15 protein-coding genes are annotated in these 14,436 nt (G+C 58.9%); 7 read left to right on the forward strand and 8 right to left on the reverse strand.

Annotation, left to right across the window (positions count from 1 at the left end; genetic code table 11):
* The first annotated feature begins 26 nt into the window (after positions 1–26).
* Entirely contained in the window at positions 27–500 is a 474-nt protein-coding gene (locus J2T60_RS02405) for a DUF1249 domain-containing protein (RefSeq protein ID WP_253444922.1), read from the forward strand.
* 64 nt (positions 501–564) lie between these two features.
* Positions 565–1,647 carry a hypothetical protein gene (locus tag J2T60_RS02410; protein WP_253444925.1) on the forward strand — a complete coding sequence of 361 codons (1,083 nt, stop codon included), beginning with the start codon at positions 565–567 and terminating at the stop codon, positions 1,645–1,647.
* Between the two features lie 79 nt (positions 1,648–1,726).
* Here J2T60_RS02410 and J2T60_RS02415 read toward each other — a convergent pair whose 3' ends face one another.
* The gene (locus J2T60_RS02415) at positions 1,727–3,904 is read right to left on the reverse strand and encodes a carboxy terminal-processing peptidase (RefSeq protein WP_253444928.1); all 2,178 of its coding nucleotides are present in this window, start codon (positions 3,902–3,904) and stop codon (positions 1,727–1,729) included.
* Between the two features lie 202 nt (positions 3,905–4,106).
* Here J2T60_RS02415 and J2T60_RS02420 point away from each other — a divergent pair, with 202 nt between their 5' ends.
* Positions 4,107–4,391, forward strand: a complete 285-nt coding sequence (locus J2T60_RS02420) for a hypothetical protein (RefSeq protein WP_253444931.1) — start codon at positions 4,107–4,109, stop codon at positions 4,389–4,391.
* A 65-nt stretch (positions 4,392–4,456) separates the two neighbouring features.
* Here the strand turns inward: J2T60_RS02420 and J2T60_RS02425 are convergent, their stop codons facing one another.
* Complete coding sequence (locus J2T60_RS02425) at positions 4,457–4,747, reverse strand: hypothetical protein (protein WP_253444933.1); 291 nt, start codon at positions 4,745–4,747, stop codon at positions 4,457–4,459.
* A 16-nt stretch (positions 4,748–4,763) separates the two neighbouring features.
* On the reverse strand, positions 4,764–6,152 hold the full coding sequence (locus tag J2T60_RS02430; protein WP_253444936.1) for an SLC13 family permease: 1,389 nt from the start codon (positions 6,150–6,152) through the stop codon (positions 4,764–4,766).
* Positions 6,153–6,247: 95 nt separating this feature from the next.
* Between J2T60_RS02430 and J2T60_RS02435 the strand changes: the two genes are divergently transcribed.
* Positions 6,248–7,342, forward strand: a complete 1,095-nt coding sequence (locus tag J2T60_RS02435; protein ID WP_253444937.1) for a Gfo/Idh/MocA family protein — start codon at positions 6,248–6,250, stop codon at positions 7,340–7,342.
* The gene (locus tag J2T60_RS02440; protein ID WP_253444940.1) at positions 7,342–8,436 is read left to right on the forward strand and encodes a DegT/DnrJ/EryC1/StrS family aminotransferase; all 1,095 of its coding nucleotides are present in this window, start codon (positions 7,342–7,344) and stop codon (positions 8,434–8,436) included. Before J2T60_RS02435 ends, J2T60_RS02440 begins: the two co-directional genes overlap by 1 nt.
* A gap of 49 nt (positions 8,437–8,485) precedes the next feature.
* Here the strand turns inward: J2T60_RS02440 and J2T60_RS02445 are convergent, their stop codons facing one another.
* A complete protein-coding gene (locus J2T60_RS02445) occupies positions 8,486–8,941 on the reverse strand; it encodes a hypothetical protein (protein ID WP_253444944.1) in 456 nt (151 codons plus the stop codon).
* 173 nt (positions 8,942–9,114) lie between these two features.
* Here J2T60_RS02445 and J2T60_RS02450 point away from each other — a divergent pair, with 173 nt between their 5' ends.
* Positions 9,115–10,719: an AbgT family transporter gene (locus J2T60_RS02450; RefSeq protein WP_301288295.1), complete on the forward strand. Its 1,605-nt coding sequence runs from the start codon at positions 9,115–9,117 to the stop codon at positions 10,717–10,719.
* Positions 10,720–10,802: 83 nt separating this feature from the next.
* Here the strand turns inward: J2T60_RS02450 and J2T60_RS02455 are convergent, their stop codons facing one another.
* Positions 10,803–11,417 (reverse strand): hypothetical protein, encoded by a 615-nt coding sequence (locus J2T60_RS02455; RefSeq protein WP_253444947.1) that lies wholly within the window; start codon positions 11,415–11,417, stop codon positions 10,803–10,805.
* Positions 11,418–11,603: 186 nt separating this feature from the next.
* Between J2T60_RS02455 and J2T60_RS02460 the strand changes: the two genes are divergently transcribed.
* Positions 11,604–12,578, forward strand: coding sequence for a hypothetical protein (locus tag J2T60_RS02460; RefSeq protein ID WP_253444950.1), 975 nt, complete (start codon positions 11,604–11,606; stop codon positions 12,576–12,578).
* Positions 12,579–12,605: 27 nt separating this feature from the next.
* Here J2T60_RS02460 and J2T60_RS02465 read toward each other — a convergent pair whose 3' ends face one another.
* The 3 genes from J2T60_RS02465 to J2T60_RS02475 all read right to left on the reverse strand — a co-directional run bounded on the left by J2T60_RS02465 (position 12,606) and on the right by J2T60_RS02475 (position 14,390).
* Positions 12,606–13,076, reverse strand: a complete 471-nt coding sequence (locus J2T60_RS02465) for a hypothetical protein (RefSeq protein ID WP_253444953.1) — start codon at positions 13,074–13,076, stop codon at positions 12,606–12,608.
* Entirely contained in the window at positions 13,073–13,612 is a 540-nt protein-coding gene (locus tag J2T60_RS02470; RefSeq protein WP_253444956.1) for a hypothetical protein, read from the reverse strand. The genes J2T60_RS02465 and J2T60_RS02470 overlap by 4 nt, the downstream gene beginning before the upstream one ends.
* 91 nt (positions 13,613–13,703) lie before the next feature.
* A complete protein-coding gene (locus J2T60_RS02475; RefSeq protein WP_253444960.1) occupies positions 13,704–14,390 on the reverse strand; it encodes a zinc metallopeptidase in 687 nt (228 codons plus the stop codon).
* Positions 14,391–14,436: the final 46 nt, after the last annotated feature.

Below are 14,436 nucleotides of genomic sequence, written 5' to 3' on the forward strand. Positions count from 1 at the left end.
ATTTTGGCCTGTGGTATATTGACCCCATGATCATCGAAAACGACAAGCAGGGTATCAAGCTCATCCCGCGCCGTAGCTTCGCCGGGCTAATGAGCCTGTATGAGGCCAATTATCGCAGATTGGGGATGCTGATTAAGCCCCTGGCCCGGGTTCCGGACTATGACCGCTCGCGAGTGGACGGGGATATGGATCTGCACCTGGAGTGCCTGGAGCGCTGCCGCTATACCAGTACCCTGCGCCTGACCTACTGGTTTGAGCAGGAGCGCCAGTGGCTGCCGGATCCGGATGTGATTGTCCGGGTCTATCACGATGCCCGAATGGCGGAAGTCACCTCCTGCTGCGAATACCATCAGCATCAGTTATTGCGTCCCTGGATCACGCCGGGTGGCGAAGAGATCCGTGAGCGCTGGGCGCGCAATCAGATGTTTCACAAATGGCTGGAGTTCTGCCTGGATAAAGGCCATGCCTTGGGTGAGACGGAAGAGATCGTGATGGGATAGGTTGGTAATTCCCAATTCCCGTACGATAATGGAACATTGAGAGGACCTCACAAGGAATGAGCGGATGCGGGATTGGTTGAGCAGTTTGCCCTGGGTCGGGTCTTGGTTTCAGCGCAAGGTTCCCGAGGAACGCCGAATCCAGGCGCCAAGCAATCCCCAGCTGACGGCGGAAAGACGACGCAGTGAACAGCTGGAGGAAGAGCTTGGTGCATGCCGGGAACGGGAATCCGTGCTGCGCAAACAGCTGACGGTGCTGGAAGATAGCAGCCAGTCTGATCGCCAGACTCTGGCCGCCCTGGAAGATATGCTGCGGGACCCCAACCGTGCCCAGAATGCCATCGTCTACTACCAGCTGCGGGAAATCTGGTTTGCCTGCCACCGGGAGTTGGTCAAGCTGGTTGAAGAGCTGGCCGGCAATATGGAGGAAGAGGAGCGTTATTTCCATCTTGAGCGCTTCCGTCAGGCCCAGGCGGATGAGCTGGGGCGTTTGGAGCGGACCTTGAGCGATGTTCAGGAAGAGTATCAGCTTCTGAATGAACGGCGCCGCAAGAAGCAGGAGGAACTCCACCGGTCCCAGCGCATCTGGCATTACTTCAAGCGAAAACGGCTGGAGGCGGTGGTCTCATCGCTTTCCGATGAGCTCAAGCCCATCCAGCAACAGATCAATGACACCCGTGAGCACATCAATGAAGTCCGGATGCGGGAAGCGCCACCCTATGCCGGTTTGAGTCTGGAGGGACGTCGTCGGGTGAATCTGGCGGCCATTGCCCTAGCCCAGTATCTCTACCTGCGATTTCGAAAGGATAATCTTGCCGATATGGCCCGTGGTGCCCGTATCAAGCCGGTGCATGAGGCTCATTTCGGCCCCCCCGAGGAATGCCTGACCATCATGAGGCAGATTCGGGAGGTGGAAGGTCGTTGGCGGTCGGATAAGGACCGCTCCGGCAAGGTACGTCGCCGGGCCCGCTTTTTGGCCAAGAAGGCGGTTTACAGCCGCGAGGGGCAAACAGTGCCGGACTTGCGTTGCCTGGATGATATTCAGCCGAGCATTTCCCAGGAAGGGGGTGAGGTGGTGGGCGATGCTGCGCCCTTGCCGGTCAACGTATTGGACATGGATCTCTGGGATCTACGAGAAGCCATGCGCTGATAAAAATGACTCAACGATGCTGGATACAAAAAAGGCCGCCCCAAGGGCGGCCTTTTTTGATGCGCATTCGATCCTTGGGTTAGCGATCTTCCCGGCGGGCCGAGAAGCGACTTTCATGATCCGCGTACTCCGGGAGCAGGGCGGCAAAGTCGGCCAGGATCCGGGCACTCTCGGTGAGCAGGATGTCTGGGTCGCCCGTAGCTTCCTCATCGCCATCCAGCTCACTCAGGGCAGCTTCCCCCCGGGCTGCCCGACGCACATTTTCCTGGGCCAGTCGGCGTTCACGAGCATCCTCCTGTGACTCCCGGCGCTTATCCAGGTTGAGCGACAGGGTACGGCGCTCCTGGACTTCACGGTAACGGCGAATATCATCCAGAAGATTGTTGAAATCCAGATCCTCACTGACCCGCTCACTGTGCATCTCGGTCAATTGCTCGACCAGGGAGCGGGGCAGGGGGTCACCGTCATATTCCAGGCTGGCGATTTCATCCCAGGCCAGGGCATTGGGTTTGGTGCTTTCACCAAAATCCTCCAGGGAAATAGCAGACGGCAATTCCAGATCGGGGATGACCCCACGATGCTGCATGCTGCCGCCGCTAACCCGGTAGAACTTGCCGATGGTGAATTTCAGCTGACCCACATCGTCGTCCTCGGAGAACCAGCGGTCCAGGTCCAGTAGATTCTGAATGGTCCCTTTGCCATAGGTGGGGGAGCCAATGATGACCCCGCGACCATAGTCCTGAATGGCCCCGGCGAAGATTTCCGAGGCTGAAGCGCTGAAGCGGTTGACCATGACCCCCAGGGGGCCATCCCATTCGGCGCCGTTATCGGGGCCTTCAGCCACTTCCAGTTCACCCTGGGTGTCCAGCATTTGCACCACCGGGCCGCCGTCCAGGAAAACACCCGCCAACTCGGTGGCTTCGATCAGGGAGCCGCCACCGTTGTTGCGCAGGTCCACCAGGACCGCGTCCACACCTTCCTCCTGTAGTTCACCGAGAAGTCGACGAACATCGCGGGTGGTACTGCGGTAATCCTCCCGGCCTTCCCGGCGCCCCTGGAAGTCCATATAAAAAGTGGGGATCTGGATCACGCCCACCCGGTAGCTCTGATCGCCCAGTGTCACATCCTTGATCTCTTTCTTGGCGGCCTGTTCCTCCAACTGGACCTCACTGCGAACCAATTCGATGGTCTTTTCCGGATCCCCCGGGACAGCGTCACCCGGCAGGTAGCGCAGCCGAACCTTGCTGCCTTCCGGGCCTCGAATCAGCTGGACGGCATCATCGACCCGCCAGCCGACGATGTCTTCCATGTCGCAATCCTCATGGGCGGCGACGCCGGTAATCCGGTCTTGAGGCCGGAGAGTACCGTCCTGGTCCGCCGGCCCGCCGGGCAGAATCTCGGTGATGGTGATGTATTCATCATCCGACTGCAGAGCCGCACCAATACCCTCCAGGCTGAGACTCATGCGAATCTCGAATTCCTCCACATTGCGGGGGGAGAAATAAGCTGTATGCGGGTCCAGGGCATTGGCATGGGCATTAATGAAAAGTTCGAATACCTCGTTACGGTCACTGTGACTGATATTGCGGCGCAGGTTGTCGTAACGACGAAGCAGGGTTTCCCGGGCATCATCCCAATCACGTTCAGCCATGATCAGGCCGATCACATCATTGGTGACCCGTTTTTCCCAGAGGGTGTCCAGTTCGGCCTCGTCTTTCGCCCAGGGTGCGTCTTCCCGGTCGACGGCCAGTTCATCCTCCCCTTCCAGGTCAGGCTTCTCATCCAGGTAGGACTGGGCAAAGCGAATTCTGTCCTCGCCCCGCTCACGGAATCGCTGGAAGGTTTCGAAAGCCAGTTTGATTCGCTCACCGGTGCCGTGACCATCACTATTGGCTACCAATTCGCGATGACGCTCACGAAATGCTTCCACATCCTCCGCCAGCAGGTAATGGCGGCCCGGGTCCAGGTTGTCGAGGAAATTATCGAAAACCTCCTCGGCCATTTCGGCATCGAATTCGTGGGTGTCCAGATGATGCCGTTCCAGCAGCCCTGCAATCAGGCGATCCAGGAACAGCTGCCGGTCACTGGGCTCCAGCGGCGCCCCGTTGCCATTGTCGGCGTCATCCATGTCATGGATGGAGCAGGGGCGTTCTTTAGCCTCCGAGCCACTGCTCTCGGCGAATGCAACCGGGGTGGCGGAAAGGGTGAGAAGGCCTAAAGCAATGAGGGTTGCAAAAAATCGCGTAAAGGTCAGCATCAACGTGGGACTCCCGTCCTGTGTGCGTGAAGCAATGTTTTCCATTGTTCCCAGCATATTGGAACCTGACGGGGATTTCGAGTTCCTTGGCTTTTCAGCTCCGCGCCAGGGCCGGCTTGGCAGCGGGGCGAGGAAGTCGGATAATGCGCAGCTGCTTCGCCGCTATTTCAAATCACACAGCCGATCCAATTGAGGGTTTTTCATGCGTCCGCTTGCCGTTTTGACCGGTATTATCCTGGGCTCCTGCTTTTCCATTTTCGTGGGCCTGTTGGTGGTGGTCTTGCTCTATTGGTTGAACGCGGAATACGACTACATTAGCCGGGACATCCCGCTTCTTCTGGGACATAGCGGCATCTTCTTCGGTTTGACGCTGCTGGCAGCGGCGGGTTTGTGGTCCCAGGTCAAGGATTCTGCCTGGCGTTGGTACGCCCAGGCCGCGTTGTGGGCCGCATTGGCGGCTACGGTGGTCTATTATTGGCCGGACTGAGCCGTCGGAGGTCGGGGCCGGCTGTGAGTCAGGGGGTTGAGCCGGCGTCTGCCACCGTGGCTGCCTTAAAGACCCAAACGCTTTTCGTAGATCTCCGCTAATATGCCGGTAACCGCCAGCCCCAGTTCCTGCAATCGTTCATCATCCAGATACCAGCGTTGCTGAAAGGCGATCTGCTCGGCCAGTTTCCGAGCTCGGTTCGGCGGGTGTCCCATCCGTTGGTATGAGCGGTAATCTCGGGCCAGTTGCGCCAAGGCCTCCACATCGGAAAGATTCTCCTCCGTCAGGGCTTTGAGCACCTGCTCATGAAGCGCTTTGAGAATCTTTTCCTGTTCAGCGTCCAATTGATATGGCATGGCGATGTTTGTCTTCTCAGAGTATGTAAGGCAGTAACACGGCGCAGAATGCCGTGATCAGTCCGGCGGCAATGAAATTGAGACCGAAGCCGCGTCGGGCCATCACCTGGATGGGGATGCGGCGGGTGCCGAAAACCACCGCATTGGGGGCCGTTGCCACTGGCAGCATAAAGGCGCAGCTGGCACTCATGGCGGCCGGAATCATCAGCAGGGCCGGTTCCAGTCCGGAGGCCAGGGCGGTGGCCCCGAGAATGGGCATCATCAGGGTCGCCGTGGCGGTATTGGAAGTGGTTTCGGTCATAAAGGTGATCAGGATACAGATGCCGAAAATCAGGGCGAGCAGGGGCCAATGGGTATAGTTCGCCAGGGCTTCGCCCAGGCTGGTGCTCAGTCCGCTGCTTTCAAAAGCCATGGCGATGGCAATCCCGCCACCAAACAGGATCAGCAATCCCCAGGGGATCTTTTCTGCGGTGGACCAGTCCAGCAGGCGACCACCGCGCCCGTCCGGTATCAGAAAACAGGCCAACACCGCGGACAGGGCGACGGTGGCATCTCCCGCATAACCATCACCGGGCAGCCAGGCGGACCAGCCGCCCAGGGGGGCGGATCGGGTCATCCAGGCTAATGCCGCCAGGGCAAATACCACCATCACTCGACGTTCGGCGATGGTCCAGGCGCCCAGGTGAGGAATCTCCACGTTCCGGCCAGGCCCCATGCGCCAGGTAAGGTAAACCCAGGTGGTGAGGATCAGCGTGATGGACAGGGGCACGCCCAGCCTCATCCACTCCAGGAAAGAAATCTCCCGGCCGGTGATCTCGCTATAGACCCCCATGAAGATCACATTGGGCGGTGTTCCGATGGGGGTACCAAGGCCGCCCACGCTGGCCGACCAGGCGGTTCCCAGCAACAGGGGGGTGGCCAGACCTTTCTCCTCGCTGGATTTGAGCACGGCCAGCACCACCGGTAACAGCATCAACAGAGTGGCAGTGTTGGATATCCACATGCTCAACAGGCCACTGGCCAGCATGAAGCCCAGCACCAGTCGAGGTCCGCCACGGCCCCCCACGGCATTGACCATGCCCAGGGCCAGGCGCCGGTGGGCATCATTCTTCTCCATGGCGGTGGACAGGATGAAACCGCCCAGGAGCAAAATAATGAGGGTATGCCCGTAGGCACCGGCCACCTCTCCATGGGGGAGGACACCCAGCAGGGGAAAGGCGGCGAAGGGAATCAGGGAGGTGGCCGGAATGGGCAGGGCCTCACTTATCCACCAGCTGGCGCAGAGCGCCGTTATGGCGGCGGTCCAGCAGGCCTCTATGGGTAGGCCCTGACGGTGGGCCAGCAGAAAGGCAAGTGCGGCCAGTAGCGGCCCAATAAACAGTCCCAGCCTACGTCGATCCCACATGACAGCCTGGCTCCTCCCAACCCCATGTCTCTGATCAATCAGTCGCGTATAATGCCGAGGTTTGGGTATGCAGCACAAACCGGGCCGGAGCAGGCATGAGTGAAAGCAGTCAAAAAGTACTGAAAGCCGCCGTGGTGGGGGTGGGCTATTACGGCTCCTTCCACGCCGAGAAATACGCCACTCTGCCGGGGTGCGAGCTGGTGGCAGTATCCGATCATAATCCAGATCATGGCGAGCGGGCCGCTACCGAGTATGAAGTCCCATATTTAAGTGACCACCGGGATCTGATCGGCAAGGTGGACGTGGTCAGTGTAGTGGTTCCGGCCAATGGTCATTATCAGGTGGCCCGAGACCTGCTTGAAGCCGGCATTCATGTGTTGGTGGAAAAACCCATTACCGAATCGGAGGACGAGGCCAAAGAGCTGATTGAACTGGCCCGGGAGAAGGGCCTGGTATTGCAGGTAGGGCATCTGGAGCGCTTTAATCCCGCCTTTCAGGCCTTGCCGGAGAACCTGCGCGCCCCCGATTATATTGAATCCCATCGACTCACTCCTTTTCCCAAGCGGAATGTGGATGTGAGCGTGGTGTTGGATTTGATGATCCATGATATCGATCTGGTACTGGCACTCACCCGTTCACCGGTCACCCGGGTGGAAGCCAAGGGGGTCTCGGTTTTCTCTGACACCCTGGATCTGGTCAACGCCGTTTTGCATTTTGAAAGTGGTGCGGTGGCTAATCTGACGGCTAGCCGGGCCAGCACTCAGCCCCAGCGGACCTTGCACCTGTTCCAGCAGAACGCCTATACCGTGCTGGATCTGCACAGCAAGGATCTGGTGATGCAGCACCGCCGGGAAGGGGGGGATGACGGTATCGCGGTGGAAGAATTGCGTTGTGACAATGCCGATATACTGCGAACCGAGGTAGATGCCTTTCTGTCTGCTGTTCGGCAAGGCAATGCACCAGTGGTGAGTGGCGAGGATGGCCTGGCGGCCCTGGCAACCGCCCACCGGATCATGGAGGTGGTGCGTCCGGATCAGGCCCCCATGGAGCCCCTGTCCATTACCAGGGTTAAGAATGGGGATGGCTACCAGAGCCATGTCACCCATGATGAGCACCCCGAGACCCGGGAAACCGTGTTTTCCCGAAGCTCCCTGGTCAAGGGGAAATCCGATTCCAGCAAGGAGTCCTGATGGTTCCGCTTTTCGACCCTAAACCCCAGCACGCCCAGGTGGCGGATGAAGTCCATGCCCAGACCCGCGCGGTTCTGGATAGTGGCCAATTTATTCTTGGTCCCAATGTGCAGGCCTTCGAGGAGGAAGCCGCCCGCTTCCATGATCTGTCCCATGGTATTGGCGTGGCTTCCGGTACCGATGCATTGCACCTGGCCCTGCTGGCTGCCGGCATCGGGCCCGGGGACGAGGTGATTACTTCGGCCTTTTCCTTTATTGCCGGGGTTGAAGCCATTTTCTATTGCGGGGCCAAGCCTGTTTTCGTGGATATCCGCGAAGACAGCATGAACCTGGATGAATCCACCATTGAAGCGGCCGTCACCGAGCGGACACGAGCCATCATGCCGGTCCACCTCTTCGGCCTGGCCTGTGACATGGACCAGATCATGTCGGTGGCCCAACGGCATGATCTGAAGGTCATTGAGGATTGTGCTCAGGCCTTTGGTGCCCGCTTCAAGGACAAGCCGGTGGGAGCCTTCGGCCATGCCGGCTGTTTTAGCTTCTTCCCCACCAAGAACCTGGGTGGCTATGGAGATGGCGGGCTGATTACCACGGCGGATGCGGTGTTGGATGAACAGGCCCGAGTACTGCGCAATCACGGCAGCCGTGAGCGGTATCACCACCATTGCGTGGGCTTTAATAGCCGTCTCGACGAAGTGCAGGCGGCGGCATTACGGGTCAAGCTCCGTCATCTTGAGGATTTTAACCAGTCCCGCCGAGATATTGCCGCGATTTATGATCAGGGCCTGGACGGATTGCCGCTCCAGACGCCTGCTGTTCCCGAGGGTTGTTACGCTGTCTACGGCCAGTACACGGTTCAGCTGGATCAGCGGGACAAGGTGCGGGAGGCACTTCAGGAGAAGGGAATCGCTTCGGCTATCTATTACCCCATTCCCCTGCATCGCCAGGCGGTTTGCGGGGATGAATACGCGTCGATTTCCCTGCCGGTCACCGAGCGGGTCTCGGAGCGCTGCCTGTCACTGCCCATGTTCCCCGGCATGAGCAAGGATCAGGCAGAGGAAGTGATTGCGGCCTTGTGGACGATTCTCACCTAGCCCGGGATAAGGCTGTCGTCCCAGGCGGGGCCCGCCTGGAACGACAGCCTTATTCGCTGGTCTTGCCCAGCCAGTGGGCATATTCCTTGATGAAGTCCCGGATAATGTCATCCATGCTCAGGGTGGCGGCGTCCTGACCCGCTGGCCCTTCCCGGTTGAGGGTGATTTCCGCCCGGCCAATTCGGGTATCCTTACCCGGGTCGCCGAATTCCGGGAAGGCAAAGAACATGCGGTGGTAGGCGCGGCCGCGGACCACATAGGAAAATTCCTCCCGGTCCCCGTGATAGACAGTCATGCTCACCTGATAGTCGCGGCGCTCAATCTCGCAGCGGCGATCATACTGCTCCAGCTCGCCTTTCAGGGCCTCAAGCGCGGGCAGGGCCGTGCGACTGATGAAGCGGGAGATGTCCCGGCGAGCCTTCTCCACAGAAGCATGGGACATCTCCGGCGGTGTGCTCATTTCCTTCTGGATTACCTGTTTCAGCTTCTCGCGCCAGTTGCTCATTGTTATCTCCTTTTTCCAGGCGTCGGAACAGTTCAGGAATCCGCTTGGCGTCGGACGCCCTTTGCATTCCATTCTAACCGCCCGACCCAATCCCGACCAGCGGGGCAGCGCTTGCCGAGAAGGGCCCCCGCCGGTAGCATCCCGCTTTTGGTCCAAAGCGCGGAAAAGGCCCCATGAGCAAGCAAGGCAGTGATTCCCCCGAGCCGTCCCGTCAACGCATGGAGGAGCGGGGCTGGTTTACCCGCTTTCTGGATACCGTGGAGTGGCTGGGCAATCTGCTACCCCACCCGGTGACCCTGTTCGCCATCCTCTGCGTGATCATGATTTTCATCAGCGGCGTGGCGGGCTTCTTTGACCTGTCTGTGCAGGATCCGCGACCCGGTGAGGACGGGGAAATCCGCACCAACAGCCTCCTGAACGGGGACGGCCTGCGCTGGTTGGTGGAGAACCTGGTTTCCAACTTTGTCGGCTTTGCGCCCCTGGGCGTGGTGCTGGTGGCCCTGCTGGGGGTTGGGGTGGCCGACAAGTCCGGCTTGCTGAGCGCAGTGATTCGCTCCATCGTTATCAAGGCCCCGCCGAAGCTGATCGTGGCGGCCCTGGTGTTCTCCGGGATTATTTCCAATACCGCCTCGGAGATGGGCTATGTGGTGCTCATTCCCTTGGCCGGGCTGATCTTTCTGGGCCTGGGGCGGCATCCCCTGGCGGGTATGGCGGCCGCCTTTGCGGGTGTCTCCGGTGGTTACAGCGCCAATCTGCTGTTGGGCACCATCGATCCCTTGCTGGCCGGTATTACGCAGGAAGCCGCCCAGCTCATTGATCCCAGCTACCGGGTGGATGCCACCGCCAACTATTTCTTCATGATTATCTCCACCTTCGTGATCACGGCGGTGGGGACCTTTGTCACTACCAAGATTGTGGAGCCGAAGCTGGGTAGCTATGACCCCTCGGTGGCCTCCGAGGACCTAAGCGACGAGACCAGCCTGGATCCCATTTCCGACACCGAGCGCCGGGGCATGAAATGGGCCGGGATCGCGGCGTTGGGCATGATTTTCCTCTTTGCCCTGTCGGTGGTGCCCGAATGGGGGGTGCTGCGGCATCCGGAAACCGGCGAAGTGGCCCATTCTCCCTTCCTCAACGGGATTGTGGCGCTGATCTTCATCTTCTTCCTGGTGCCCGGGGTGGTGTTCGGCGTGGTCACCGGGGAGATGCGCAATGACCAGGATGTGGTCAATGCCATGGCCAGTGCCATGAGTACCCTCGGGCTGTATATCGTGCTGGTCTTTTTTGCCGCCCAGTTTGTCTCCATCTTCGGGGAAACCAATCTGGGCCGGATTCTGGCGGTGTTGGGCGCCAATGGCCTTCAGAATATCGGTCTCACCGGGCCGTTGGTCTTCCTGTTCTTTATCCTGATGTGCGGCATGGTGAATCTCAGCCTGGGCAGTGCGTCCGCCCAATGGGCCGTCACCGCACCTATTTTCGTGCCCATGCTGATGCTCATTGGCTACAGCCCCGAAGTGATTCAGGCCGCTTACCGGATTGGCGACTCCACCACCAATATCATCACGCCGATGATGAGTTACTTCGGGCTTATCATGGCCTTCATGGTGAAATACGACCGCAATACCGGTATCGGCACCATCATTGCCATGATGTTGCCATTCAGTATTTTCTTCCTGATTACCTGGATCTGCCTGTTCTTTATCTGGGTATTCTTGCTGGGTATGCCGGTGGGGCCGGGGGCACCCACCTATTACGATATCGGTGGAGCCACGCCCTAAGCGTCAGGGATAGTCCGAGTGGCAGAAATAAAGCGGAGCCTGATGGGCTCCGCTTTTTTTTGGGGGGTGAGGAGAGCCTTGGCCTAGCGAATTGCGTCCCAACCCCAGGGGGCTTCGGGGGGCTCTACTGACTCACTCAGGTCAAAGGTAAGATGGAACACGCCTTCCCGACCTTCACGCTCTACCTGATAGTGGAGCGTATCGTCCTCCGTCGAGAGGGTCCAGAACCCGCCCACACTATTGGGTAGCATGGCGAGAGTTTCATCATCCACCGGGAATCTCAGGGTGTATCCGTCGGCCGGGGGGCGTGCCAGCCCACCGTAGCGGGATACCGTTTGTGGCGAACCGTCAGGGTCGCGGTGCTCATGCTTGAGACTAACCCCCCAGGCGTGGCGCTCCAGCACCCAGGTGCGGGAATGGTCATCCCCCACATGCAAGGGGATCAGCAAGCGGCTGTCTTCACAATGTTTGATATGCACAATCACGGTTTGATCCCTGAAGCCGTCATCTCCCTCCCGTCCAGATACCAGTTGACCCTCGTAGGCTTGGCCGCAATGGGGTTGAATGGCGGACCAGAAGGCCTGACCGGGTGCTTGAACCGGGGCAATGGCATCCTCACTCTGGGTTGGCGGGGCCCCGCCGCAGGCTGACAGGGCGATGCCGATGGATGCAGCAAGGGGGAGCAATCTCAGGGTCATAGGACCTCCTTATGGCTAAAATATGCCCTCATTGGGGCAGGGGGCTGTGGAGTCAGCTATCTTGACGGGTATAATAGAGACTCTTGGAACACCATGCATTATCAAGAACGGCACCACGGTGCGCCGTCGGCGCCGTTTGGCCTTTTCTGAATCCGCTTGTTCCACCGAATACAGGAACTCTTCCAAATGACCAAAATCGCATTCCAGTCCGCTGCCGATTCCGATTCCCGAGAGAATCTGGAAAAGACGCTACTGAACCCAGTGGTTCTGTCGGAGCTTGAATCCATTCGCGGAACGGGTATTGCCGAAGAGCTGGCCAACATCTATCCCGGTGACATGGCTCGGGTGGGAGCGGTCAAGCAGGGCAAGGAAGGCGAGCAGAAGGCCGAATGGGAAAAGCTCCAGCGCGGCGATGTGGTTCTGTTCATGCGCGATGACATGGTCTTTCTTTCCGGGATTGTCACCTATCTGGTGAAAAATCCGGATTTGGCCCGGGAACTTTGGGGCGACGATGAGCGCGGCCATACCCCCGAGTGCGTTTATTTCGTGGACGAGGTCAAGGATCAATTTATTCCCTGCAGTACGATCAATCGCATGATGGGGTTGGAGGAGACTTACCCGTGGCCGGGCTTCCAGGTACACCTGGAAGACGTCTCGGCGCCGGTGGTGTATGGCTATCAGCTGGAAAGCCATGTCTACTTTCCCATCGTCAGCGAGGATGAGTACAAGGAGATTGTTCAGGAGATCGACCGCACCCGTCCGCTGGACACGAAAGGCTGGAGCCGCCTGAGAAAGGAGGATGGTTTTCTCCGGGATCAGCTTTTCCGGGGCAAGGTGGTGGAAGAGTGTGGTATTTGCGGCAACAAGTATCCCACCCAGTTTCTAATTGCGGCCCATATCAAGGATCGCTGGCACTGCACCACGGAAGATCGCCTGGATTATCAAAACATTGCCATGCCGATTTGCAAGCTGGGTTGTGAGGAACTCTATCGGCGAAACTATGTAACGGTGATTGATGAGCGTGTGGCCGTTACCAAGGCACGGGTGGACAGTAAGGATCTGAAGTCCATTCTGGTCCGGCTACAGGGGCGGGTCTGCCCCTGGTTCAAGGGCAGCCGCAAATACTTCGATTGGCACACTCGCCTGGGTAAATACTTCTGAAGCAAGTCTGAATGGTGGGCCTGGTGTCTATTCCAGGCCCACATCACTGCGATAACCCCGCCACCAACGGAATTCATGCTGATTGGAGTAAAACCAGTCGGTAAATTCCGCCAGTGTCTCCCTGGGGTCCTCCCTCCCTTCGATTTCACCGGTTTGGTAATAGCTTCGCAGGCCCCTGAGTGAGCGCATATAGTCCAGCCGGAAACGACTACCTAAATCAGGGTGTGCCTTGGTCAGCACCGTATTCTGGACCTGGCTTGCCTTGATAAGGGCATCGTCCAGCGCATCGATTACAGGGGCTACAGCGTCGCCGTCGGGGTCCCAATCCGCGGGTAGCTGATTGGCCGCATCGGCGGCTCGCCGGGCATCTTCGAGCGATTCGAAGATCAGTTGGGCATTGGCCTTTTCACTGCCGCTCCAGGATACGCCCAGTTCGCAGGCTGTCAGCATCAAGGCCATGACCAACGCAACGCTCAGACCAGGCAGGGAGGGTTTCATGGGGATTCCTCGCAGTCGATGGTCGCCCGGGCAGTGATGCGGGCACCGCCTAGAGGCAGACTTTGGACACGGATCAGCCATTCTCCGTTGATACTGTCGGTTTCCAGGTTCGGATCACCGAATACCTGCCCCTGAATCTCTTCGATTTCCACCTCAATCACTGGACGACCTGATGGGCAATCCGGTTGTTCCACCCGATCACCCGATCGTTCATACCGGGCGTCCTCCACCCGGTCATCCACTTCCACCGCCACCACCCGGGGGGCTTCGGTTAAGCGGCCATCACTTTCACGGTCCATGTAATTGAACAGCTGATACCCCACCACGAACAGCAGCATGATGCCGTAGAGGAAGATCTCAAAGCTGCCACGGCCCTTGCTGATGGGGTCTTCGCTTTCTCCCTCGGCACGCTTGCGGCTGGGACGTAAGGTCTTGTCGGCTGTCTCCGGCGTCAGGTCACCTTGCTTGGGCGCCGACAGGTGACGGTTTTTGCCGTCCTTCGGAACCAGATCCCGGGGCTTTTGGCTGGGGTCCATCGGCGTCCTCTCATTATGACCATTAGAGTGCTATCTCATAACAGATGGTGGGTGTATGGCAAGGGCAATGCAAGCCCTTCCGTTTAGGGGCTCACGGACGCAGGATTCTCAGCCAGATACCCAAGTTGAGCAGGGCCCCGAGCGACTGGGCAACGTAGGTCAATGCTGCCGCCTGGAGGATTTGTCGCGCGGACGACTGGTCCTCCGGATGAAGGTAGTCACCTTTTTCCAGCAGGGGGAGTGCCCGCCCGAAGCTGGCATCCACTTCTACCGGGAGGGTGATCAAGTGGGTAAGCGCCAGAATCAGCATGCATCCCAGGCCCGCCACCACGCCCCAAAGCATGATACCCGGGCTACGAAGTAGCATGGCGAGGATGGGGGCCACCATGATCAGGCCGACGCCGAGGCGTTGAAAGGGCTGGGCCAGGCGAACCAGGCGCTGACGCCACTGAAACAAAGCCATGCCGTCCGCATGCTGAATGGCATGGCCCAGTTCATGGGCGGCTACAGTGATTGCGGTCAGGGAGCGGCCGTCATGGTTGTCCGGGCTCAATCGAATGGTGGCGGAGCTTGGGTCGTAGTGGTCCTGGCCGGGCCCGGTCCGTTCGACTTTCAGAGCCTCCAGGCCCAGCCGCTCGGAGAGGTGGTGGATCAGTTCGGCTCCGGTGCCGGGGTAGCGCTCCTTCGGTTCATGGTGACGCGCCATCACTCGTCTGACCCACCAGCTAGGCAGATAGGCGATGGCAAGGAATAGTAGTAGCAGGATAGGAACGATCATGTGGGTGGCAAGTTACCGCTGTGAATGAGAAAATACGAGTCCCGCA

It is taken from the genome of Natronospira proteinivora (assembly GCF_024170465.1).
Lineage (GTDB): Bacteria > Pseudomonadota > Gammaproteobacteria > Natronospirales > Natronospiraceae > Natronospira > Natronospira proteinivora.